29 protein-coding genes, 3 riboswitches and 1 other annotated feature (1 of these 33 cut by a window edge) are annotated in these 22,470 nt (G+C 36.5%); of the genes, 13 read left to right on the plus strand and 16 right to left on the minus strand.

The annotated features are described in order from the left end of the window. Positions 1-119: 119 nt before the first annotated feature. Both MHH96_RS15845 and MHH96_RS15850 read right to left on the minus strand, forming a co-directional pair. Positions 120-611, minus strand: a complete 492-nt coding sequence (locus MHH96_RS15845) for a CBO0543 family protein (RefSeq protein WP_095321355.1) — start codon at positions 609-611, stop codon at positions 120-122. Between the two features lie 126 nt (positions 612-737). Then, positions 738-1,295 (minus strand): GNAT family N-acetyltransferase, encoded by a 558-nt coding sequence (locus MHH96_RS15850; RefSeq protein ID WP_047940146.1) that lies wholly within the window; start codon positions 1,293-1,295, stop codon positions 738-740. Positions 1,296-1,437: 142 nt separating this feature from the next. Between MHH96_RS15850 and MHH96_RS15855 the strand changes: the two genes are divergently transcribed. Further along, complete coding sequence (locus MHH96_RS15855) at positions 1,438-2,145, plus strand: DNA alkylation repair protein (RefSeq protein ID WP_047940147.1); 708 nt, start codon at positions 1,438-1,440, stop codon at positions 2,143-2,145. A gap of 62 nt (positions 2,146-2,207) precedes the next feature. On the opposite strand, the gene MHH96_RS15860 is transcribed toward MHH96_RS15855, so the two are convergent. The 5 genes from MHH96_RS15860 to MHH96_RS15880 all read right to left on the minus strand — a co-directional run bounded on the left by MHH96_RS15860 (position 2,208) and on the right by MHH96_RS15880 (position 5,386). Next, positions 2,208-2,675: a CBO0543 family protein gene (locus tag MHH96_RS15860; RefSeq protein ID WP_047940148.1), complete on the minus strand. Its 468-nt coding sequence runs from the start codon at positions 2,673-2,675 to the stop codon at positions 2,208-2,210. Further along, complete coding sequence (locus MHH96_RS15865) at positions 2,668-3,153, minus strand: CBO0543 family protein (protein ID WP_047940149.1); 486 nt, start codon at positions 3,151-3,153, stop codon at positions 2,668-2,670. The genes MHH96_RS15860 and MHH96_RS15865 overlap by 8 nt, the downstream gene beginning before the upstream one ends. Before the next feature lie 181 nt (positions 3,154-3,334). Then, positions 3,335-3,511, minus strand: coding sequence for a hypothetical protein (locus tag MHH96_RS15870; RefSeq protein WP_162837567.1), 177 nt, complete (start codon positions 3,509-3,511; stop codon positions 3,335-3,337). Positions 3,512-3,735: 224 nt separating this feature from the next. Then, positions 3,736-4,386 carry a cupin domain-containing protein gene (locus tag MHH96_RS15875; RefSeq protein ID WP_047940150.1) on the minus strand — a complete coding sequence of 217 codons (651 nt, stop codon included), beginning with the start codon at positions 4,384-4,386 and terminating at the stop codon, positions 3,736-3,738. Between the two features lie 142 nt (positions 4,387-4,528). Then, positions 4,529-5,386 (minus strand): manganese catalase family protein, encoded by an 858-nt coding sequence (locus MHH96_RS15880; RefSeq protein ID WP_047940151.1) that lies wholly within the window; start codon positions 5,384-5,386, stop codon positions 4,529-4,531. Between the two features lie 158 nt (positions 5,387-5,544). Between MHH96_RS15880 and MHH96_RS15885 the strand changes: the two genes are divergently transcribed. Then, positions 5,545-6,087 carry an ATP-binding protein gene (locus MHH96_RS15885; protein WP_095321356.1) on the plus strand — a complete coding sequence of 181 codons (543 nt, stop codon included), beginning with the start codon at positions 5,545-5,547 and terminating at the stop codon, positions 6,085-6,087. A gap of 76 nt (positions 6,088-6,163) precedes the next feature. On the opposite strand, the gene MHH96_RS15890 is transcribed toward MHH96_RS15885, so the two are convergent. The 4 genes from MHH96_RS15890 to MHH96_RS15905 form a co-directional block, all read right to left on the minus strand. Continuing rightward, positions 6,164-6,529, minus strand: coding sequence for a hypothetical protein (locus tag MHH96_RS15890; RefSeq protein WP_095321351.1), 366 nt, complete (start codon positions 6,527-6,529; stop codon positions 6,164-6,166). Positions 6,530-6,545: 16 nt separating this feature from the next. Further along, the gene (locus tag MHH96_RS15895) at positions 6,546-6,875 is read right to left on the minus strand and encodes a YolD-like family protein (RefSeq protein ID WP_047940153.1); all 330 of its coding nucleotides are present in this window, start codon (positions 6,873-6,875) and stop codon (positions 6,546-6,548) included. Between the two features lie 417 nt (positions 6,876-7,292). Beyond that, positions 7,293-7,535, minus strand: a complete 243-nt coding sequence (locus MHH96_RS15900; protein WP_047940154.1) for a DUF2164 domain-containing protein — start codon at positions 7,533-7,535, stop codon at positions 7,293-7,295. A gap of 13 nt (positions 7,536-7,548) precedes the next feature. Continuing rightward, entirely contained in the window at positions 7,549-8,103 is a 555-nt protein-coding gene (locus tag MHH96_RS15905; protein WP_047940155.1) for a GNAT family N-acetyltransferase, read from the minus strand. A gap of 169 nt (positions 8,104-8,272) precedes the next feature. Here MHH96_RS15905 and MHH96_RS15910 point away from each other — a divergent pair, with 169 nt between their 5' ends. Then, positions 8,273-9,322, plus strand: a complete 1,050-nt coding sequence (locus MHH96_RS15910; RefSeq protein WP_061800983.1) for an LLM class flavin-dependent oxidoreductase — start codon at positions 8,273-8,275, stop codon at positions 9,320-9,322. A gap of 18 nt (positions 9,323-9,340) precedes the next feature. Here MHH96_RS15910 and MHH96_RS15915 read toward each other — a convergent pair whose 3' ends face one another. Beyond that, a complete protein-coding gene (locus MHH96_RS15915; RefSeq protein WP_047940157.1) occupies positions 9,341-9,808 on the minus strand; it encodes a hypothetical protein in 468 nt (155 codons plus the stop codon). A 159-nt stretch (positions 9,809-9,967) separates the two neighbouring features. Next, the gene (locus MHH96_RS15920) at positions 9,968-10,156 is read right to left on the minus strand and encodes a hypothetical protein (RefSeq protein ID WP_141231309.1); all 189 of its coding nucleotides are present in this window, start codon (positions 10,154-10,156) and stop codon (positions 9,968-9,970) included. A 70-nt stretch (positions 10,157-10,226) separates the two neighbouring features. Further along, a riboswitch (cyclic di-GMP riboswitch) is annotated at positions 10,227-10,311 on the minus strand. A gap of 214 nt (positions 10,312-10,525) precedes the next feature. Between MHH96_RS15920 and MHH96_RS15925 the strand changes: the two genes are divergently transcribed. Beyond that, positions 10,526-10,870 carry a hypothetical protein gene (locus MHH96_RS15925; RefSeq protein WP_144546242.1) on the plus strand — a complete coding sequence of 115 codons (345 nt, stop codon included), beginning with the start codon at positions 10,526-10,528 and terminating at the stop codon, positions 10,868-10,870. A gap of 53 nt (positions 10,871-10,923) precedes the next feature. Here MHH96_RS15925 and MHH96_RS15930 read toward each other — a convergent pair whose 3' ends face one another. The 3 genes from MHH96_RS15930 to MHH96_RS15940 all read right to left on the minus strand — a co-directional run bounded on the left by MHH96_RS15930 (position 10,924) and on the right by MHH96_RS15940 (position 13,440). Then, positions 10,924-11,397, minus strand: a complete 474-nt coding sequence (locus MHH96_RS15930; RefSeq protein WP_061800982.1) for a hypothetical protein — start codon at positions 11,395-11,397, stop codon at positions 10,924-10,926. Between the two features lie 73 nt (positions 11,398-11,470). Continuing rightward, positions 11,471-12,202, minus strand: a complete 732-nt coding sequence (locus MHH96_RS15935; protein ID WP_061800981.1) for an AAA family ATPase — start codon at positions 12,200-12,202, stop codon at positions 11,471-11,473. A gap of 20 nt (positions 12,203-12,222) precedes the next feature. Beyond that, a complete protein-coding gene (locus MHH96_RS15940) occupies positions 12,223-13,440 on the minus strand; it encodes a Y-family DNA polymerase (protein WP_369988621.1) in 1,218 nt (405 codons plus the stop codon). A gap of 593 nt (positions 13,441-14,033) precedes the next feature. Further along, positions 14,034-14,142: riboswitch (SAM riboswitch) on the plus strand. Between the two features lie 67 nt (positions 14,143-14,209). Further along, positions 14,210-14,400: riboswitch (cobalamin riboswitch) on the plus strand. A 220-nt stretch (positions 14,401-14,620) separates the two neighbouring features. Here MHH96_RS15940 and metE point away from each other — a divergent pair. The 9 genes from metE to MHH96_RS15985 all read left to right on the plus strand — a co-directional run bounded on the left by metE (position 14,621) and on the right by MHH96_RS15985 (position 22,390). Further along, positions 14,621-16,906: a 5-methyltetrahydropteroyltriglutamate--homocysteine S-methyltransferase gene (metE, locus tag MHH96_RS15945; RefSeq protein WP_047940284.1), complete on the plus strand. Its 2,286-nt coding sequence runs from the start codon at positions 14,621-14,623 to the stop codon at positions 16,904-16,906. A 244-nt stretch (positions 16,907-17,150) separates the two neighbouring features. After that, positions 17,151-17,870: a YebC/PmpR family DNA-binding transcriptional regulator gene (locus MHH96_RS15950; protein ID WP_047940162.1), complete on the plus strand. Its 720-nt coding sequence runs from the start codon at positions 17,151-17,153 to the stop codon at positions 17,868-17,870. Between the two features lie 228 nt (positions 17,871-18,098). After that, positions 18,099-18,866 carry a MerR family transcriptional regulator gene (locus tag MHH96_RS15955; RefSeq protein ID WP_047940163.1) on the plus strand — a complete coding sequence of 256 codons (768 nt, stop codon included), beginning with the start codon at positions 18,099-18,101 and terminating at the stop codon, positions 18,864-18,866. Between the two features lie 220 nt (positions 18,867-19,086). After that, entirely contained in the window at positions 19,087-19,551 is a 465-nt protein-coding gene (locus MHH96_RS15960; protein ID WP_047940164.1) for a VanZ family protein, read from the plus strand. 74 nt (positions 19,552-19,625) lie between these two features. Beyond that, complete coding sequence (locus tag MHH96_RS15965) at positions 19,626-19,937, plus strand: hypothetical protein (protein ID WP_095319991.1); 312 nt, start codon at positions 19,626-19,628, stop codon at positions 19,935-19,937. 238 nt (positions 19,938-20,175) lie between these two features. After that, on the plus strand, positions 20,176-20,556 hold the full coding sequence (locus MHH96_RS15970) for an NUDIX hydrolase (protein ID WP_269083441.1): 381 nt from the start codon (positions 20,176-20,178) through the stop codon (positions 20,554-20,556). A 485-nt stretch (positions 20,557-21,041) separates the two neighbouring features. Continuing rightward, the gene (locus MHH96_RS15975; RefSeq protein ID WP_095257470.1) at positions 21,042-21,470 is read left to right on the plus strand and encodes a VOC family protein; all 429 of its coding nucleotides are present in this window, start codon (positions 21,042-21,044) and stop codon (positions 21,468-21,470) included. 54 nt (positions 21,471-21,524) lie between these two features. Further along, the gene (locus MHH96_RS15980; RefSeq protein ID WP_144545925.1) at positions 21,525-21,839 is read left to right on the plus strand and encodes a DUF3892 domain-containing protein; all 315 of its coding nucleotides are present in this window, start codon (positions 21,525-21,527) and stop codon (positions 21,837-21,839) included. A gap of 62 nt (positions 21,840-21,901) precedes the next feature. Then, positions 21,902-22,390 (plus strand): hypothetical protein, encoded by a 489-nt coding sequence (locus tag MHH96_RS15985; protein WP_144545923.1) that lies wholly within the window; start codon positions 21,902-21,904, stop codon positions 22,388-22,390. Positions 22,391-22,455: 65 nt separating this feature from the next. Further along, positions 22,456-22,470: a binding site (T-box leader), on the plus strand; it runs 255 nt beyond the window's last position.

Here is a 22,470-nt window from a genome sequence, read left to right on the forward strand (position 1 = left end):
ATTTTCCACCTTTATATAGAATGTATGATAAAGATTCTATATAAGGGGAAAATATTCCTTTAAGATTCGAAAGATTTAGTAGCTTTTTTTGCTCATGTTAAAAGGACTGAAAAAGTCAATCAGTTTTTAGCTGGCTGCCTAATAGCTGCTTTTCTAATCAGTATCATCATAAATCGAACAAATAAAAAAGTTGTTGCGATGGAACCCAGGCTATAGAAAGAGGTCCAGGATTTTTTGTATTTAATTAAATTGGTTTTTCTTTCGATCCAATGTTCGGCAATCGCTATTGGAAGGCTAAACAATAAGCATTTAACCAAAATTCCCACTATACTTGAATTTCTTGTTACTTGATTATAATAGATACAAGTGACAGGAAAGAGAAGATAACTGAAAATCACACTGACATCAAATGTCTTTAAAAATTTTACAGGATAAGTTAGATAGCCCTTTTTTACTAACAGATTATCTAAAATAGAGGCGATATAACTTTTCAATAAGAAAATAATGAGCCAATCTTTTAGTGGCGGCTTTCGCAGTAAATTTAAAAACGAACCTATTCCAATTACAAATAGGACCCGTAACAGGAGCTTTTCTTGCTTGCGTTTCTTCACAGTAGTTCGCCCTTTCCTTTGCTTTTCTTTTAGTTTAACCAAAGAAGAAAGATTTCCTCTGCTTTTTTTAATGGGAATATGAGGATGGATGAATAAGCAAGATAGAAATTAGAAAAGCTCTGCTTCTTACACAGAGCTTTTTTCAAAATCTCCTTTAAGGATCGAATACATATATAAATCATCAAACTTTCCGCGTGTATACTCATAGTGCCTTAATAGGCCTTCTTTTAAGAAGCCGTGTTTTTCGACTAATTTTTGCGAGGCTGTATTGGCTGGTTCGATTAAGGCTTCGACTCTTTCCAAGCTAAGCTGTTGAAATCCATAGGCGAGAACAGCGTTGAGGGCTTCACCTGCGATTCCTTGTCCCCAATAGCTGCTGCTTAATTCATAGCCAATTTCTGCTTTATAATGCTTTGGCTGTCTATTCAGAAAGCCGCAGCTTCCTATAACGATGTTTTCCTTTTTCAATGTGATGCACCAGCGTATGCCAGTGCCTTTTTCCCAGATTGATTTGTACCAATTTATTTCTTCTAATACATCTTCTGCTGACTTGTAAGGTTCAAGCCCCATATGCTGCACTACCTCTTGATTCGATAAGTAGATAAACATATCTTTTGCATCTTCATCTCTTGCCTGTCTTAAATGCAAACGCTCTGTTTCTATGATGGGGAATGGCTGCTTCATTGACAATACTCCTTTTTTCTAAATACAATGGATAGGTATATACTTCAACAAGGAACAGATAATTCCTTCATTTGTCTTATAAAGAAGGGAAGAAGTCCGGCAGAATACATTTAGAATCACATATAGAAGAGGAAGTGAAACAATGGATTTGGAAACAGTTATGCAGGAACTAGAAGCACTAGGGAAAGAGAGAACGAAAAAGATTTATATGGGCAATGGGGCACAAGAGCCGGTTTTTGGGATTGCAACAGGTGCGATGAAGCCACTTTCTAGGATGATTAAGAAGGATCAAGCCTTGGCAGAAGAGCTATATGCAACGGGTAACTATGATGCCATGTATTTTGCAGGGGTTATTTGTGATCCAAAGAGCATGACAGAGGAAGATTTTGAGCGGTGGATTGATGCAGCCTATTTTTACATGATTTCCGATTTTATAGTAGCCGTTTCTTTAGCGGAAACTGACTTTGCCCAAGATGTTGCTGATAAGTGGATCGAAAGCGGAGAAGAATTTCGCATGTCAGCCGGATGGAGCTGTTATTGCTGGCTGTTAGGAAACCGCAAGGACGAGGAATTTAGTGAAACTAAGCTGGCGAGTATGCTGAATCAAGTAGAAAATACGATTCATCAAGCTCCAGATATTGTAAAATCATCTATGAATAATTTTATCGCTACTGTAGCCATTTCCTATGTTTCCTTACATGAAATGGCAGTAGAAACGGCTAGAGCAGTAGGTCCAGTGGAAATCAAGAAAGGCAAGAAAAAAAGCACGACCTCAATTATATCAGACAGAATTCAAAAAGAGCTGGACAGAGGAATGCTAGGATTTAAAAGGAAATATGTAAGATGTTAAGAAAAAGGTCAAATTCCTTCATGCTCACAGGGAATTTGGCCTTATGTTGTAGCCCTTTGTAATCATGCAAAACCTTTTCTAAACCAGAAGGCAAATTTCTTAGTCATATATAAAACGAGAAAGTCGATGCTGACAGCAAGCCACCAATGCCAGTTTAGATCATGTATAAGATTGCTATTTTTCTCTACTAAAAACATAAAAAGATGTATGCCATTGCTAAAGATTAAGTAATAGAGGAAAATTTTTAGCCAATGTTTCTTTTCCGGATAATAGAGAAGAAACAGAACAGCGAAAGTTGGCAATACAATGTAGTAGAGGGAGAAACTCATTTTTGTTGCATGCGAAAATTCTCTATATGGAAATCTCACCAAGTCCATAGATACTTGTATATGTGTAAAAATCCAAGCTGTTGCATGGGCGAATAAAAAAACAATTTGAAAATATCTTTTTCTCTCTTTTGGAATAATGCGAATGAGTAAAATCAAACAGACAACCCATGAAATAATTAAAATAATTAGTTCCTTATTCATTCTTTTTCAGTTCCTTCTTAAACCAACTATAGTAAGTATGGTTAATATACAATGTGACCATAACACTTAGTAGCGTATAAGATCCGTGCCAACTAAGATAGTCCACGAGTTCGGTGCAGCGCTCTATCACTACTTCAAGACAAGTGAAGAATCCAGCAAAGAGAAAATAATAGAAGAATTTGCCTGTTTTTTTTAATTTTTTGGGGAAATATAAACTAAACATAATCGCTGTCACTGGGAAAAGAAAGAATTCAAACGTAAAGCTAGACCGGTTAAATTTGTTTGCGGAGGAGAAAAGTTGAACAGGGTAGTCAATCATATTCCATTCCACAGCAAGTAATCCGGCAGGCCAAGTGATAATCTGCAGAGATAAAAATATCACCCACGCTTCTCTCGTTTTCTGTTTGGGAACAAGTAAGAAAATGGCAAGGATACTGATTACAATAATTCCTACTAAAATCCATCTTTCCATATTCATGGGAATTTCACCTGCTCAAATAGATAGTTATCCATAGTATTGCCGCTGGGACAGAAATTATCCAGAAAAATATAAAGGAAGACTTCTAGATATTCTACCTATTAACAAAGGGAGGCAGGTGGAGAGCAACGTCCACTGGCAGATAGAGAAGTGCGGGAAGGGAGAATAGCAGCAAACAAATTTATTGCTTACGTTCTCTGTCTTGCTCATAATGCTTCCAAACATAATAAATGCACCAAAATACAATCGGCAAAGATAAGGGAATAAAACTCTTTTCTGGTGGAAGAAAGAGAATAAGCACAATTCCTAGTATCAAAAAGGGAGGCATTAATAGCCAATACTTCTTATCTATGTTCATTTGTATCACTCCAAATAGCTTGTTTATACATATACGCTCCCGTGGATGAGAAAGTTTCCTTTCGTTATGAAACTTTCCCCCAGAATTGAAAAAATGCTGTTTTTTCTATAGCCAAATTGTCAAGACTGCATATGATAAAGTGGATGGACAACCAATAACTTGCCAGCTAGGAACGCGAAAAGCTCTGCTCATTTCATCCTGAGCAGAGTTTTTTTAGCAAAAAATTAATAAGCAATCTGTTTATGATTAATTTGGATAGATATTTTATCTGGAACTTCTTTTTTTGTTTGTTCCAGATTGGAGACGGAGGAAGTTTGGAGGCGATGGGAATCTGGTGGACCAATGACAACAGATTCCTTCAGCGCAGAAAAAGCATTGGCAACCTTTTCTGAATCCACTCCATATGCTGCTTCAAAAACTTCTGGTGGAGTTAAGCGTAATGTATCGGAGCCTTCCGCACTTTCAAATTGGTCATTATTAAAGAAGAGATGTAAATGCAATTTCTCTGTCGTCGGCTGAATCCAATGCCACCATGCCATTGGAATAAATACGACATCCCCGACCTTTGCATGGTAATGATGAAGTTTTCTTGTATCTGGATCGACAATCGAAATCATTGCTTCACCGGATACAATGACATCTAATTCCCAAGCGTTTGGATGCCAATGCGGCTCCCGCATATGTCCTTTTGTTAAAAATAAATCGACAAAGGCTCCGCCAATCATGGCTGGTAATTGTGTAGACGTAACTTTATAGGCAATGTTTTCTGGATTTCTTTCAAAAAATACATTATCACGAGTGTTATAAATAAGATTAGGAGTGCCACTCGATGAATGAATATTCGTGTTATCAGGAATATAGCCTGACTTTGACATGTGTTTTCCTCCAATACATAATTTTAAGGAATAGATCCTATTTTTTAATATGCACATGGAATGACGATGGTGTTAAGGAGAGAAAGAAAAGAGGAAGAAAAAATGGAAGATGCCATAATAGGCTTCTCCCATTTTTTCAGGCTTAATTATTTAAATCCATAAGGCCTGATGCATGCTCATTTGGCATATCTGGCAGTTCTGGAACTGGATAGCCTTGCGGTGGTGGAACGACATTTAAATCACCATTATTTCGGCTAGGGGTTGTGCCTTGAAAAATCTCACCGATTCTCGTATCGTCTAGGCGGAAATTAAATTGGGCATTGTGGAAGCCCATTTCTACATATTTACGACATTCAGGATATTTATTAATATCGTAGTTTGGAACTGGCAGAATTTTCCCCCAATTTACTCCTAATGTTTCTAATGCTTTGGCAAAAGCATTTTGATGAGCATTATCACGAACGATTAAAAAGGCAATCGTTTCTCTTAATGTCTTATTATCGCTCATTTCATAAATTCTTGATTTTTGAAGTACACCTGTTGATTCTAACATCACATTATTGAGAAGATTAGCAACGAGGTTTCCATGATCATACACCCAAGAACCATTCCATGGATTTCCGCCTGCATCGACAGGAAGAGAAGCTTTTGCACCGATTATATAATGGTGAGGGTTTGCCCCGCCTTTAATGACATCATCTAAAGGAGCTCCATCACTTGCCATATTGCCTGGCATGCTACCACCAGAATCGTTTAGAAGCTGATTGATAGTGGATTGTACAAGCTCTACATGGCTAAGCTCTTCCAAGAATACGCCGCGGATAAGATCACGATACTGTTTTGCTTTTCCACGGAAGTTAGCGCTTTGAAAAGAGAACTGCATTAGTGTTCTCATTTCTCCAAACTGTCCGCCTAATGCCTCCTGCAATACTTTTGCTGCATTTGGATCTGGTTTGTCAGGGACGATCATATTGATTAAATCTTCTTTATAAAAATACATACATCATCTAGCTCCTTTTTGATAATCTGCATATCGCTTTTATGATTCCAAAAGTAGCTGAATCTATTCTGAACTAGGGAGAGTTGGGAATTTTTTGATAGGAAAAAATGATGATTTTTGTTAGAGTGAAGGAAGCATTAGCTAATGGAGGGGAAAACATGAACAGATTAGTCGTCATGACAGTGGGCATGACACATAGCGGAAAGTCCACTTTTGCGCAAACGTTAAAAAGCAGACTTGAAAACGCGATTGTCATTGATCAAGATAATCATGCAGAATTTTTGCAGACCTATTATGAAAAGCTTTTGCCAAAGAAGGGGCCTAATCTTATTAAGCATGCTCTCACAAAAACAATTGTTGATTATGCCGTCCATCACTCTGACTGCCATCTTATTTTGAGTAATAGCAATCGCGATCGTGAAAGTCGGGCAGAACTGCTTCCATATTATAAAACACTTGGTTTCACGACGATTCTTGTCCATTTTGATCTGCCGATAGAGCTGCTAAAGGAGAGAATAGTTAAAAGTAAGCGGGATAAATTACGTTTAAGAACAGCGGCTACTTACGAAGAGGTTCTTGAGCGTCAGCATAAACAAACAGGGGGAGATCCAGCAGAAGGGGAAGCGGATCATTTATTTAGAGTAAAGCAGGAAGCAGATATCCCAGTTATAAGGGATTTGATTGTTAGTATATTTAAGTAGGCTAAAAAATTGATTCCTGAGATAAATGGAGTCCATTGTTCATGACCATTAATCTCAGGATTTTATTTAAGGCAACTTAAAAAACGGCATTTTCCTTAAATAAATAGTAAGATAATAGCTTTTCTGTATTTGCTTTTAATTCTGTATTAGCAAATCGGTGAACTTCGTGATAGTTGGCTACATAGTAATGATACTCGGTAAAGTTTTTATCCATATTGCCTTTTAGTAGTTTTATTTTCTTTCTATACATTTTTTCTCTGAAGCCTTTTAAATCATCTTGGACTTTTTTCATCGTATGTTCGATTAAGTTTAGATAGACTTGATTAAGTTTAAAGGGAGTTGTTTTTGCTTGCTGGTAATCTCTTTCTAAAACAGTTAGTAAGAGAGGCAAATATATGAGATGTTCCAGTATTTTTATGTCTTCCTTTGATAGTCTATTCATGGTGATTTCCTTTAAATTATAGGCGTTCCACATCGATTAATAGATGGAATGGAATGTAGTGAATAACATTGGTTTCGTCCTCTATCCGAAGTTCTTTTTTTAAGTAGTCAATAAAAACAGTTCTGCCAATGAGTGTTTCGATAAATCCATTTTTAAATAATGAAAATTGCAGGAATAAATGGTATTCCATTCCCTCGTGAATAAGCAAATCGATATCATTTAATTTTTCTTGATCCAATTCTGGTTTTTTTATTTTTTTCTCATTTAATAGCTCTTCTTTCACAGCAGCAACATGTTCTGGCAGCATCATTGCTACCCATTTTTTTGTTCCACGGTCTTTAATCATGCAAACACACTCCTTATATTATTATAATAAAACGAACAGACGTTCTTTTCAATACTTTTTTGAGAACATTTGTTCGTTTTATAATATGCGCATAATGATGATATATATGTGAAGTTAGGGAAAAAAATCGTAGCGTATAGAAAACCACTGATGAGGTGAATACGTATAAAGCGAGGGAGATCGAAGAGAGAAGGGGGTTTTCGGTGATTCGCTAAAAAACGTGGAGGAGCTGATTATATGTTTGCCTATCAATTTGTTTCCATTCCCGTTAAAGGATTGAGTGGAATACTCCAAATGGATTATCAACCAATTTGTTCATGAATATGCAAGAAACGGTGGAGTAGTCTTTAACAATGGAGGTAGTTTTTGAAAAAGAAAGAAAAGAAGGGGAAGGCAGTGAGCCAACCCTTTTCCTTTTTATTTAATAGGTCTTTCAAGTGTCAATAATTCGTCTTCAAGAGAGCTGGCTCTTTCTTCTACGATTTTTCTTGCATCTTTTACTCCAGCATTATAAAAATGGGGAGCAAGAGACTCTTTCACAAAGTCTAACAACCGTTCGGCAGCAAATTCCGAGATTTCTTCTTCTCGCTCTTGAGAAAAGAAGTATTGAATGTCTGCAATCATCGCATTTTGCTGTTCTCTAGTTAATTTATAAAACATGGTATCCCGTCCTTTATTTTGAGTTTTCCCATTCTTCACGCAGCAAACCATAGATAACATGGTCAACATAATGGTCATAAAGCCATTCTGCTTGTCTGATAATGCCTTCTTCTGTAAATCCAAGTCTTTCTGGAAGTGCTCTGCTTTTTTTGTTTTCGCTTGCTGCTGCAATTTGAATACGATTAAGCTTTAATTCAGTGAAGCCATAATGGATGATCGCTTGGCATGCTTTTGTCATAATTCCCTTTCCCTGATATTCTTCTCCTAACCAATAGCCAATTTCGCCAATCTTACTCGTACGGTTAATCTCATTGAAGCCGATGGTTCCAGCAATTTTTCCTTTATAGAGAATGGCGGTGGATTTTGGATAGCCACCAGTTTCCAGCATTCCTTGAAGTCTTTGCCGAATATTTTCTTTTGTGTCTTCCACTGTTCGCGTATAATCAAGCCAGCCGAGCCATTTCTTTAAATAAGCTTTATTTTTCATTGTTAATTGAAAAAATTCTTCGGCATCGTCTAAACGGAACACTCGTAGTGCTAAATTTTCGTCAATTGTATGTTCAAACATATGTATCCCTCCGCGGTTAGATTATGTATATTCTTTCATTGTAAGGGAAGTGAGTCAGAAGTTCATTACTTTTTTCTTCGCTAACACAATAGTTGTAATTCGAGACATCTCCTGTTTTAATAGAGAAGAAGGGATGATTTTTGTCATTATTAAGGAGGATATATATATAGTGGAGATAGGAATAAGTACATTTGTAGAGACAACTCCAGACCCGCATACAGGGAAGGTAGTAAGTCATGCAGAGCGAATTCGCCAAGTAGTGGAGGAAATTATTTTAGCAGATAAAGTTGGATTAGATGTTTTTGGCGTAGGAGAACATCATCGAAAAGATTATGCCGCGTCCGCACCTGCGCTTATTTTAGCAGCAGCTGCCACACAGACAAGTAAGATTCGGTTAACAAGTGCGGTGACGGTTCTTTCTTCTGATGATCCGGTTCGCGTGTTTCAAGATTTTGCAACATTGGACGGGCTATCAAATGGACGTGCCGAAATTATGGCCGGCCGTGGTTCTTTCATTGAATCATTTCCGCTCTTTGGCTATGATTTAAATGATTATAATGAATTATTTGATGAAAAATTAGATTTGCTTTTAAAATTGCAAGCATCCGAGAAAGTAACCTGGAGTGGAAAGCATCGCGCAGCTATTCAGAATCGTGGTGTTTATCCACGGCCAGTACAAGATCCACTGCCAATATGGATTGGAAGTGGAGGAAATAGTGAGTCTGTTGTACGTGCTGGGATTCTTGGATTGCCACTAGTGTTAGCAATAATCGGAGGGAACCCAGCAAACTTTGCCCCGCTTGTCGACCTGTATTACCGTGCAGTGGAGCATGCCGGTCATGATCCGAAAAAGTTAACAGTCGCGTCTCATTCTCATGGATTTGTAGGAGAAGATACACTGCTTGCAGCAGATGCATTCTTCCCATCCACTCAATATGCAATGAATGTGCTTGGAAAAGAAAGAGGATGGGAACCATATACGCGAGAAACTTTTGATGCAGCTCGTAGTGAAACTGGTGCTTTATATGTCGGAGATCCGCGTACAGTCGCAGATAAAATTATTGCTCTGCGCAAAAATGTAGGAATCACACGTTTTATGCTTCATGTTCCTGTTGGCAGCATGCCACACGACCAAGTGATGCGTTCAATCGAATTGCTTGGAACAGAAGTTGCCCCGATTGTCCGTAAAAAAATTGCCGAATGGGAAAATAATAACTAAAAAGATAAGGACTGCTCGTTAAGAAGCAGTCCTTATCTTTTTATCGGAGATGATAAATTTTTGAAACCAGTAATTAAGAAAAGAGAGGCCATATGCAATTAAGAATAAATGAATGGATGTGAATTTTTTTAATTTATAAAAGCCTGCTTTTTGAAAAAAGGAATTTAGTGGAAACGCAAAAATAAGATCCATGATTAAGTTTACTAGTGTGTACACAAGGAATCTTTTATATGTGAAATGAAATATCCCAATATTAATGGCGGCGAAAGGTCCGAATATAAACCCTAATGCGTCTGCGACCAATGATTTTAATCCGCCTTTTACCTCCCACCATTTAAAGATAAGTGATAAGAGCGTTTCAACTAAAAGGATAGAAGCAGAGAAAAAAGTAACCGGAAGAAATTTTTTAACTGCTGATTTAGGAAGAAAAAACAAGCTTCCCCAACTAATCAGAACCATACAAATTCTTAAAATAACAATCGACATTGGATTCCATCCCCATTTTGAAATTTTCCTAAATATGAATCATTTTTAGTTTTCGTCTATTTAATAATTTTATTCTCAGTAGAGTCGGGAAATGTGGAGAATAAAGTCTGATTTGGCAAAGGGAATGGAAAGGAACAGTAGACAATAAAAAATCCATCATTAATTAATGATGGATTGGCAGTAAGGACAGGTGATATCAGTTAACTGTTTAAATTCAATTCGTTTAAAGTCTGATTTTTTAAAGGTGGAGTATGATTTATACTTTGATCCACACATACAATAATTTTTGTCCTTTACAACATGTCTAAGACAAGGCTTTTCATCCGTTACTACAGTTGGGTAAAACATTAACATTCCTCTTTTCTAATTTTATAAGGCAAATTAGACAGGAAGATTTATTAACAAGATATACGATAATCTTGGCAACCCGGCTACCATAGCATTTTTGCTTTAGGCCCGTGGCTTTGCGTCTTTTACTTTCGTAAAATTTGCCCAAATTTAATTCTACCATGTTCCTCTGTTAATTCAAGGTATAAAGTCATGATTTTTTAATATTTTTGTAAAAAAAATGAGTTTATAGACCTATTTATTGTCAAATAAGGAAATATAGACGAGCGTCAATACTAATTTCAGATATATATTCGATTATATTCATGAATGTGGCAGGAAAAAAGAGATGGATTTTTTGGTATACCGCCAAAAGCGGCAGGGAACGGGATGAATTGCCGCTATATCAGCCAACCTGCAGGATATATCAGCCAAAGTGGAGGGGAAATCAGCCAACCTGCAGGGTATATCAGCCAAAGTAGAGGGGAAATCAGCCAACCTGCAGAAATATCAGCCAAAGTGGAGAGGAAATCAGCCAACCTGCAGGGTATATCAGCCAAAGTGGAGAGGAAATCAGCCAACCTGCAGGATATCAGCCAAAGCGGAGGGGAAATCAGCCAACCTGCAGGATATATCAGCCAAAGCGGAGAGGAAATCAGCCAACCTGCAGGATATATCAGCCAAAGCGGAGAGGAAATCAGCCAACCTGCAGGATATATCAGCCAAACCAAATAAAACCCCAACAAAAAGCCGAGTAGCAACCCAACCAGGACGCGCTTTCTTTATAATTACGCCAAAAAGGATTTCTTCTCGAGCTTATTTATTAGCTTATAATATTTAATTAAAATAAATAATAAGAACGGATTAATAAGAAAGGAGTAGGCGAGTTTCCACCAGCCATAATGAAAGAATCCCCATGGAGAAGGGAGTAAAGTAAGCCACTCGTATCCTACAATGATAAAATTCCATAGGAAAATAAACAAAATTTTATTTTGAATCCGCTTTTTCATCGGATAAAGGTTTAAGAAAATAATATTTACAGGCGGTACTAAAAATAGAATATGAATGATGGATTCCCAATCTACTTCGGTTTTGCTGAAGTACCAGTAGGCATGATATCCAATATCAATATATAAGTCAAATAGCTGCTGAAATGCAATCGTGAAGATCCATATATGTAAGATTTGATTTACTGTTAACTTTTTATTTGTTTTATAAGCAATCAAGTTAAATAAAAAGACAGAGAGTAATAATCCAAGCATAACATCCTCCTGGAAGTAATTAGATAGTTATACTATTTACTTACTTTGATTAGATTATCCTATATATGTTTTTTTACATTTCTTCTTCTGTAAATATATCTTTTAACATTTTCTCCCGATATTGCAAAAAGTATTTAGTAATCTGATAATGTTCTGTATCCTCGTATGCTATTTCTTCGATTTGGTCCCCGTCGAAGCTTAGAATTGTTGCACTTGGATACCCTAATAGAATTGGAGAATGGGTGGCAATAATAAATTGGCATTCTTCCGTTTCAGCTAAATCATGGAGGATGCGGAGAAAGCTTAATTGCCGCTGCGGGGATAGCGCAGCCTCGGGCTCATCCAGCAAGTAAATGGCTTCCCCTCTAAAACGATGGAGAAAGAGGGATAAGAAGGATTCGCCATGAGATTGCTGCAATAAGGACTTTCCACCATAGCTCACATACTTTTTTTCACTTTCTAGTTGATCAATATGGGTGGCAAATTGATAAAAGGATTCAGCCCGCAGAAAGAATCCATTGGTGAGCTTAGTCGGAGACCAAGATAGCTGCAGATATTCTCCTAAATCCGATTGAGAAGCATGAATATCATAACTGTTATTTCTTCCGCCGCCTGCTGTGTTAAATTGACATTGATAGGCAATTGCCTCAAGCAAGGTCGACTTTCCAGAACCATTTTCCCCTACAAAAAAAGTCACTTTATTTTGAAAATCAAGGGAGCTGAAATGGCTAATAGCAGGGATGGTAAAAGGATAGCCACTTTTTGATGGGATATTTTCTTTTTTTAAGCGAATTTGCTTTAACATTTGATGCACCTCATTTTTTTTTATTTTTTATGACCGCCAAGCAGCTGTGCGCGCTGCAAGGCTGTACCGCCAGAAGTGTAGGAAACAGCACGTAAGAGGGCAGTTGATCCATAGCGATTTCGAATAGTATCGACAACATATCCAAGCTTTCTTTTTTTCCAGCCGCCTGTATCAAATAAATCTAATTGCATTTCATCATCATTCTCTAATTTTGTAATAGAAACAGAAATTTGTCTAACGGTTTGTCCTCGGTGATTTTCATGAAACAATTCAAGACAAACTTGATAAATAATCATGGTTACATTAGTCGGATTTTCGATTGTTCGTGAGCGCTGGAAACCGCCGCCAAATTCATCTTTGCTGTAAGAAATGCCTAATGTAACCGTGCGTCCTGCATGGTGATTACTTCGTGCTCTTTTGGCAACATCTTCGCACATTTCAAGAAGAACCGATTTGATTTCATCAATCTCTTTATAATCCCGTAATAAAATTTGACTTTTCCCATAGCTGATTTGTCCCTGCATAATAGGTGCGCCAATTTCCGATAAATCAATGCCCCAAGCATGATGGTAAAGTTGATTGCCCATAATTCCCAATTTTTTCTCTAGTAAGCCTAAATCATAGTGTGCAAGTTGACCAACAGAGAATATTCCCATATTATTTAATGTCTTTTCCGTTCGCTTCCCAATCCCCCACATATCGCGTAAAGGGGAGATAGGCCATAATTTATCTGGAATGTCTTCATAAGTCCATCTGCTTATACCACCTTCTGCCTTTTTGGCTTCTAAATCGAGACAAAGCTTTGCCATAAGCATATTTGGGCCGATGCCGATCGTTGAAGGCAGCCCAAACTCACGCATAATATCGGCTTTTATTTTTTGTGCTATTTGGAAAGGTGTGCCCAAGCTTTTTTCCATTCCACTGACATCCAGAAAGCTTTCATCGACAGAATAGGTATGGACAGCAGTAACAGGGACATAACGAAAAAATAATTTCGTTATTTCCGTTGACACCCGAATAAATAGTTCCATTTTGGGATTACTTACGAGAATTCTTGGATCATCTGGTATTTCAAAAAGGCGGGAGCCAGTCTTTATCTTAAAATCCTTCTTCATAGCAGGAGATGCCGCAAGTACGACACTGCCCTTTTGATCGGTATTGCCGACAACAACTAGATGACAGGTTAGAGGGTCTAAACCTTTAGTGACCGCTATAATACTCGCATAAAAACTTTTCATATCGACGCAAAGAATCGCTCTATTGGGCAATTGGTCATAATCAAACACGGTAATGCTCCTTTTTTTAATCATTTTGTATGTTTACTAAGCTGTGAAAAGGAATAGAGTGCATATGATTATTCTTATCCTTGAATACGAAACTCTTGTTTTAGGTGGTTTTGCCATTTAAACGATCAATCGTTCCATTGTTAAAAATATCGTAGTGAAGCAAAAGCTTATTTTCGAGTCCTTCTAGTAAGAGTAGCTCCATTTCTGCATTTTATCTTTTTCTAAAATGAGAATTGTTATTTTTTCCGGTTACTCTAAAATCTCTTTTATACTTTGAAACATGCTCCGGCAGCAGCGATGTCCATTTAATCGAGCCTCGATTGCGTATTCATCATCTCCTTAATGGTTTCATCATATCAGAACAAACGTTCGTAAACAAGGAAGGGAACAAGAAAAATAAGAGGTAAAAGAAGGAAATGAAATATTAGAGAATAAAAATTTTACGTATCCAAAATAAGTAAAAAAACTTTCAACGTCTATAAAACAAGAATTGACAACAAGAAATTATCGTGCTAATATTTTGTTAATTCAAAATCGAATAAAAACTCTTATATAGAGAGGTGGAGGGACTGGCCCGTCGAAGCCTCAGCAACCATTCTTTTTAAAGAAAAGGTGCTAATTCCAGCAAAGCTATTATGCTTTGAAAGATAAGAGGGGGATAAGGATACAAGGTGAAACCTCTCTTTTTTTTAAAGGGAGGTTTTTTATTTTTACACAGGACAATTGAATAGCGCAAATAGGTGCTGTGAATGAAGTATTCATAGCTTAAAAGGGAAGACCGGTTAGAATCCGGCACGGTCCCGCCACTGTAAGGAGGAGCAATTTCTCAATATCCACTGTCTTTTTTAGATGGGAAGGGGAGAAAGAGTGATGATTCTAAGTCAGGAGACCTGCCTATTTTGTAAGTAAGCTACTCTACGTGGATATAGAGGAGGGAGACCATGTGTTGGGATAAAGCGTATCTCAACTCTAGTTAGTGCTGGACTAAAATGAGAGAAAATCTCATAAGAGTCTGACTCCACTGTTTATCCAAGAAGCAAGAAAGTAGGAAGCTTCTGTAAAGAGAATGTGGATGTCAGACTCTTTTTTTACTAACTTTTGGCTGAGAAAAAATAAGAAATGGGGAGAAGAAATGTACAAAAGTTCTAATTTAGGCTATCCGAGAATTGGAGAAAAGCGAGAATGGAAAAAAGCATTGGAACGTTATTGGAAGGGAGAGTGTTCCGAAGAAGAGCTTTTACAAGAAACGAAAAACCTTCGATTGAAAAACTTACAAAAGCAAAAGCTTCAAGGAATTGACTTGATTCCAGTTGGTGATTTTAGTTTCTATGACCATGTATTAGATACAGCTGCAATGTTTGGGCAAGTGCCAGCTAGATTTGCTTATGATGGGGGCAGGGTCCCGTTACAAACTTATTTTCAGATAGCTCGCGGAAATCCGACTGCTGTAGCAGCAGCCATGAAAAAATGGTTTAACACAAATTATCACTATATCGTGCCAGAGCTTGGGGAGAGAACACCAACATTAACGGAGAATCGCCCGCTGTTTTTTTATCGGGAAGCAAAAGAAGCATTAGGAATCGAAGGGAAACCAGTATTATTAGGACCGCTGACCTTTGTGAAATTAGCAAAAGGCTATGAAGAAGATAAGCTTGCAGAAACAGTGGCATCCTATCTTCCTTTATATGCGCAGGTTTTAAAAGAGCTAGAAGCAGAAGGGGTACAATGGCTTCAAATTGATGAACCATATTTAGTAACAGATGTCACAGCAAGAGAATGGGAGATTACGCAGCAAATATATCAAACATTGCGAGAAGCGGCTCCAAACTTAAAAATAATTCTACAAACCTATTTTGATTCTGTAACAGATTATAAAACAATTGTTTCGTTGCCTGTTGCGGGAATCGGTTTAGATTTCGTTCATGATGATGGAGAGAATTTAGCATCTATCCAGCAATACGGATTTCCCCAAGATAAAATCCTAGCGGCAGGCATTATTGATGGTAGAAATGTATGGAGAGCTAATTTAGAGGAAAAATGGAATCTGCTTACAGAGATACAGAAAGCGGTCGGAAGTGATAAGTTAATTATTCAGCCGTCATCAAGCTTACTTCATGTACCGGTAACAGTGAAGGAAGAGCAAATTGCTCCCATTTTAAAAGAGGCACTTTCTTTTGCAGATGAAAAACTGCAAGAATTAAATGCATTAACAAAAGGAATTAGAAATGGAAAAGCAGTCATTCAAGCAGAAATCAATAAAAGCGTAGAAGCAATCGGTCAATTGAATGCCTCCTCAGCAAGAAATAATCAACACCTTCAAGAAGAATTAAAATGGCTTCCTGATAAAGTGGAAAGAAGTGAAAATGCAAAAATCAGACAGCAAGCACAACAAGAAGCTTTTAAACTCCCAATTCTTCCAACCACCACAATCGGAAGTTTTCCGCAGACAAAGGAAGTACGGAAAGAACGCTTGAGATGGCGAAAAGGAGAAATAACGAATGAGGAGTACGAGACTTTTATTCAAGCAGAAATAAAAAAATGGATGGAAATACAAGAAGACTTGGGATTAGATGTATTGGTACATGGAGAATTCGAACGAACCGATATGGTTGAATATTTTGGCGAAAAACTAGCTGGTTTTCAGTTTACAACATTTGGCTGGGTTCAATCCTATGGTTCCCGCTGTGTGAAGCCGCCTATTATATATGGAGATGTTGCTTATGTGAATCCAATGACGGTGAAAGAAACGGTTTATGCCCAAAGCCTGACGAATAAGCCTGTGAAAGGAATGCTGACAGGGCCCATTACGATTTTAAACTGGTCTTTTGTAAGAGATGATATTTCACGAGCAGAAGTTGCCAAACAAATTGCCTTCAGCCTTAAGAATGAAGTAGAGGAACTGGAGAAAAACGATATACGCATGATCCAAGTAGATGAACCGGCACTTCGTGAAGGGCTGCCATTGAAAAAAGAAAAGTGGCAGGGCTATTTAAATACTGCCGTCTATTCTTTTAAACTTGCTACCACTTTTGTGGAAAAGGAAACACAAATTCATACCCATATGTGTTATTCGAATTTTGAAGACATTATCGATGCTATTGATGCCCTCGATGTGGATGTCATTTCTATTGAAACTTCGAGAAGTCACGGTGAATTTATTCAAACATTTGCAAATAAAACATATGAGAAAGGAATTGGCCTTGGTGTATATGATATACATAGTCCTAGAGTGCCAACAAAAGAAGAAATAACGCAAACAATCGGAAACTCCTTAGGTGTTTTGGATCCACAATTATTCTGGATTAATCCTGATTGCGGCTTGAAGACTAGAAATGAAGAAGAAACGATTCGTGCACTTGAAGTAATGGTAGAGGCAGCGAAAGAAACAAGAGAAAAGCTATTTGTGCAAAAACAGTAATTGATCGTAAAACTTGTAACCTTGGTTGCAAGTTTTTTTGCATTCCCATTAAAAATGTCCAAGGTTTGCCACAAAGTTTTTTTCAAAAAGCTGAATAAAATGGTCATTTCATGTATAATATTAGTGGCTTTAAGTAATGACAGATAGATAAGCGCCTAAATACAGTAACTAAAAGTTGAAGAAGTACCGTGTTTTTATCTATAATAAATAAGTTGAATGTATAAGCAGAAAGAGAGTGTTCATAATGGGTCGTAAATGGAACAATATTAAAGACAAAAAAGCTTCAAAAGATGCAAATACTAGTCGGATTTATGCAAAATTCGGACGTGAAATTTATGTAGCGGCTAAACAAGGGGAACCTGATCCAGAATCTAACCAAGCATTAAAAGTTGTACTAGAGCGTGCAAAAACATATAGTGTACCAAAACACATTATTGATCGTGCGATTGAAAAAGCAAAAGGCGGTTCCGAAGAAACATATGACGAGCTTCGCTATGAAGGCTTTGGCCCTAACGGTTCGATGGTAATCGTTGATGCTTTAACAAATAACGTAAACAGAACTGCTTCAGATGTTCGTGCCGCATTTGGCAAAAATGGCGGAAACATGGGAGTAAGTGGATCTGTTTCTTATATGTTTGATGCAACAGCTGTTATCGGTGTAGAAGGAAAGACAGAAGAAGAAGCATTAGAGCTACTAATGGAAGCAGATGTAGATGTCCGTGATATCATGGAAGAAGAAGATTCTGTTATTGTATACGCAGAGCCAGATCAATTCCACGCTGTCCAAGAAGCATTTAAACAAGCTGGTGTAACAGAATTCACTGTAGCCGAGTTAACAATGCTTGCTCAAAACGATGTAACATTAGATCCAGAGGCACAGGCGCAATTTGAGAAAATGATTGATGCAATCGAAGATTTAGATGACGTGCAGCAAGTATACCACAATGTGGATTTAGGCGAGTAAGCTGGATAAGAATAAATGATAAAACCCCACTTATTGGATGGATGAGAGCCATCCAGAAAGTGGGGTTATTTGTTGTTAGAAGAAGTATATCCCCAGTCTATAAGTTGGGGAATTTTTAACTTATTCGGCAATCGCCAACCATTAGGTAGAATTTTTCCAATTCTCCCTTGAACCTCCAGTTACTTGAGGAGTTATAATGAAATTAAACTTTGAATAGGGGGAATTTTAATGGACAAAAATAACAAGTTTTCGATTGGGGAATTCTCAGAAAAGACAGGAGTATCAATTCCTACTTTACATTACTATGATGAGATTGGTATATTACGACCCGAAAAGAATCCATCATCCGGTCACCGAATTTACAAATATCAGGATATTGTAACCTTACAGAAAATTCTTAGCCTAAAATTTCTAGGATATAGTCTAGATAATATCGCTAATTTGTTATATGAATCAAGTTTTACTACTGATTTGAATGAAAGTCTGTCTCTCCAATTGCAAGTGTTAGAAAAAGAACAAGAACAAATTGAACAATCCATAAAATCTATTAAAAGAGTAATTAAGCTAGTCAAGGAAGAAGGAGAAGTAGATAGTGCTGTTTTATTTAGCCTCATTCATAGCATGCGTACCGAATATATCCAAGAAGAGTGGATGGAGCGTCATATGTTAACAGATGTTGTTGAAGAGCTATCAAAGAAATCGGAAGAAGATAAAATCACTTTAGATAAAACATATATTCAGATGTCTAAAAAAGTAAAACGATTATATGGTAAACCAGTAGAGGATCCAGAAGTCCAAGAAATGATAAAGACCTATATAGAAGCATCCTTGGCATTTCTTGGGGAGGATTTGATGCAAAAGCTGGCTGATACTAATATGGAAGAACTTGATATTCAAGAAATTGAAAATATGACACCATCTCCTTTTACGGAAGAAGAACAACAATGGTTTAACCAAGCAATGGCATTTTATATGAAGCAAGAAGAACTAGAATAGGCAGATAACCCTTGAAGTTCAAAGAGATAAACCATTAAAAGGGCACGTTTGTAGGATTTAACAGGTCTTTCCTTAGTTAAAAGGGAAGCCTTTTTTTATGCTGGGATAAACAAATATTAGTAGAGGTAAAACTTACCTTGATTGAGGATCGTCTAATCATTGAAAGAGAGTAAATAAAGGTATGCAGCTTACAAAACATTGAAAAGTAATGGAGGGGAAAATGAAGAAAATAGGAAAAGTAGCTCTAAAGATAAGTTTCGTGTTTTATTTATTAGCACTAGTATATTTATTATTCTTAGGCACAAGAGCGATCTTCTGGTCAGATATATCATGGATAGAATATATAAAAAACTCATCCAATTTTGTCCCATTTAAAACGATAACTACCTATATTCTAGCAATGTTTGACGGAAGTATGAATATGTATATACCTATTGAAAATCTATTTGGTAATTTTATGATGTTTATGCCAATGGGTATATACTTACCTTATTTATTCAAGCATTTAAACAAGTTTAGCAGATTTACTATTTCGATGAGTTCCTTGCTAATAGTTATTGAAGTAGTTCAAGTAGTTACAAGATTAGGGAGTTTCGATATTGATGATTTTATCTTAAATATGTTAGGTGCATGGATAGGATATGGTGTTTGGAAAACAAAAGTTGTCCAATATTTACTTAAATGACTTATGTTGAAGAAGGAGTATAACGAGAGAACAAAGAATATAAAAGAGGAGAATTTGCAAGGGGATGATATACGATGGAAGGGATACTGCAATCATTTTTAGAAGTAGAAATTTCAGATCAAGAGTTTTATGACGGCATTATTGATTTTATTTATAATGGCAATATAAGATGTGGAGAATATGAATGCAATGAATTTGTCATTCGGAAAATGGATCTGTTAAATTTCATCGTTTATGTAGAGTATGTTATAGATGATAAGAGAGAAATTCACGGGTCTTTTTCTATCGCTAAAAATAAATTACTTCGAGCCATTAATGAATATGCCCGAAAGCAAGGATTTACCATAAGAAATTTCGAAGGTTATTCTAAACATAAAGGACATTGATCTAAAAAAGATTAATGTCTTTTTCGTTTGGATGTCTTATGGAAGAAAAGAGACGGTTTAGTAAAATAAAAGCAAGGTGATAAAAGGAGGAATGTTGTGAATTATAAAATATGGACTGTCAGAAATAAATCAATGGAGGCATAGTAAAACCCTCACTAATATTGCTATTGAAAAATGCTGAGGCTGTATATCTTATTAAAGATGTGGTTATACGGAAAAGAGATTTTCTCGTGCCCTTATAAAAAATCATGACCATCATATGTTAGTAATTCAAGATAGAGCAAACAATTGGAATTTCCCAGGAGGCAAACAGGAATTAGGAGAGACACCTGTAGAGTGTGCAAAACAAGAAATACAAGAAGAAATCGCTCTTTATATTCATCAACTTACAGAGGTTTTCCAAGGAGATTTTTATCTCGGACATACTAAATGGAAGGGCTATTTCTATTTTGCAGAGTCTGTTAGCGGAATACCTTCGATGAATGAAATGGATAAAATAAAAGGAATCAGGTTTGTAAATAGTAAGGAAAAGATTAATTTTCCAATTGAGTTATCCGCAGCAATAGAAACAGTATTAACTAGTAATCTTGTCCACGATAAAATAACTAAATGGATTTAACATTTAGGTGCTTTCCTTTAAATAAAAGGGAAGTTTTTTTTACGTTGCAATGGGGCAGAATAGTGAAATATTATTCAAAGCAGCGGAGAAATCAGCCAAACTAAAAATTTATCAGCCAAACTAGAAGGGGAATCAGCCAAAATAAAAAAATATCAGCCAAACTAGCAGGGGAATCAGCCAAAATAAAAAAATATCAGCCAAACTAGCAGGGGAATCAGCCAAAATAAAAAAATATCAGCCAAACCAGCGGGAAAATCAGCCAAAGTAACCAAATATCAGCCAAACCAGCGAGGAAATCAGCCAAAATAAAAAGATATCAGTCAAACCAGCGGGAAAATCAGCCAAAGTAAAAAGATATCAGCCAAACCAGCGGGAAAATCAGCCAAAGCAACAAAATATCAGCCAAACCACATACAAAGAAGAGGATATATTTTCCTTTTCGTCGAATATAAAAGCAAGCTATTCTATCGAAAAGGAGAATAATCATGAATACAATCATCCACAGAGTGGGAACAATTTATCTGCCAGTTGAAAATCCAGAATTAGCCTCAAACTGGTATCAAGAAAAATTAGGAGCAAGAGAAAATTTCAGAAATAAAGATAAAGCTATTCTAGACTTTGCCAATCAAAGTTTCTTTCTTGTTAAAGCGAAAAAAGGAGAAAAAGCAGCCTTTCAAGATGATGCAGGAAATGAGCATTTCTTCCTGACATTTGAAGTTGATGGGATAGACCAATTAAAGAAACTTCATTCCTCCTTAAAAGAAAAAGGTGTTACGGTTGACGATATTGAGGATAGAGGACATTCAGGCAACAATTTTGTCTTTTACGATCTTGATGGAAATAAATTTGATGTGTGGAGTCAGTTAAGCCCGAGCTTTAAAGAAAAATACTTGCTTAACGATAGTGAAAGATAGAAGATACATAATTCGAAAACTCCAGAGCATACTAATGTTTTGGAGGTGGCTATAATGGATGAAAAAGACTATCAAAAAATTTACGATGATTATTTACAGCAAGCAAGTAGCGAAGCTCAAATAGAAGCGGCCGAAGAAATCGATCCCAATATAGAACAAATTGTCGCTGTTCGTAAAAATGAGGATGATGATATTATTGCTTTTAAAACGAGCAGTGGTAGAGAATTAGATTATATTACTGCCATTGATGAAGCTAAAGCAGGGAAATTAGCGCATGTAGATGTTTTTCATAAATATGGCAGGGATATTATCCGTAGTGAACCAGATGGGATTAAAGAGAATAACTTAGATAATTTGCCTACTTTTTAAATAGGAAATAAAAGAGAATATTCAAGTGGATATTCTCTTTTAACATTTAAGGAGGAGAGAGTGTGATAAATATACATACATATATATTTAATTCACAAAGAGAAAAAATTGCTATTACAGAAGAGAAAGCAATAAGCATAGCAAATGACTATCAAGTGCGAAACAATGGTTATATAGACGGCTTCATCCATATCACATATTATAATCATAATATAACATCAGAGGAAAACAGCGATGATGTAGAATTAATGTGGATTGGTTTGCTGCGAATGACGTTAGAATACTTGGAAAATGGCAGCGGAGAAACGAGTTATTTTATGAACGATCAGACTTGGAAAATGGAAAGAATCAACACAAAGCCAGAAAATCAAATATTGTTCAGTATAAGAAACAAGCAGAAAAAATTCGCATTTGAAGAGCAATTGTTTCTAAAAGAATTACTAAAAAGTGGGGAAGAATTCACGAAATTTATAAGTGAGTTATCTCAACCAAATAGTATAACTGCTTTAGAACCAGTAATAATGAAAATAAAAAAACTAGTATACAAGTAACCTATAGTTGTAACTATTGACTATAAATCTAATTTAAGGTAATATTTTCTAAAATAAATACGGAATAGTTGGCTAAGAAG

It is taken from the genome of Niallia sp. FSL K6-0212 (assembly GCF_038007605.1).
GTDB classification, from domain to species: Bacteria; Bacillota; Bacilli; order Bacillales; family Cytobacillaceae; genus Niallia; species Niallia circulans.